The sequence below is a fragment of the Pseudomonas sp. UBA4617 genome, from assembly GCF_002386445.1.
Lineage (GTDB): Bacteria > Pseudomonadota > Gammaproteobacteria > Pseudomonadales > Pseudomonadaceae > Aquipseudomonas.
On record NZ_DGIR01000028.1, the window covers coordinates 5,017 to 5,283 of the forward strand.

Here is a 267-nt window from a genome sequence, read left to right on the forward strand (position 1 = left end):
GGGGGTATACGACATTCACTCGCCACGGGTGCCGAGCCGCGAGGAAATGGTCAAGCTGTTGCGCAAGGCCGCCCGGCGCATTCCCGCCGAGCGCCTGTGGGTCAACCCGGATTGCGGGCTGAAGACCCGTGGCTGGCCGGAGACCGAGGCGGCGTTGATCAATATGGTTGCCGCTGCCCGCGAGCTGCGCGCCTTGGCCTAGGTGGGTGGTCTGAGGGGGGGCGAGGTGTTTGCCGTGATAACGGCAGTGCCTGTGAGACCGAGCGC

1 protein-coding gene is annotated in these 267 nt (G+C 67.4%); it reads left to right on the forward strand.

Annotation, left to right across the window (positions count from 1 at the left end; all coding sequences use genetic code 11):
• Positions 1-202: hypothetical protein (locus B4L76_RS13740; protein ID WP_296233222.1), on the forward strand; the 202-nt coding region annotated here is incomplete at its 5' end.
• Positions 203-267: the final 65 nt, after the last annotated feature.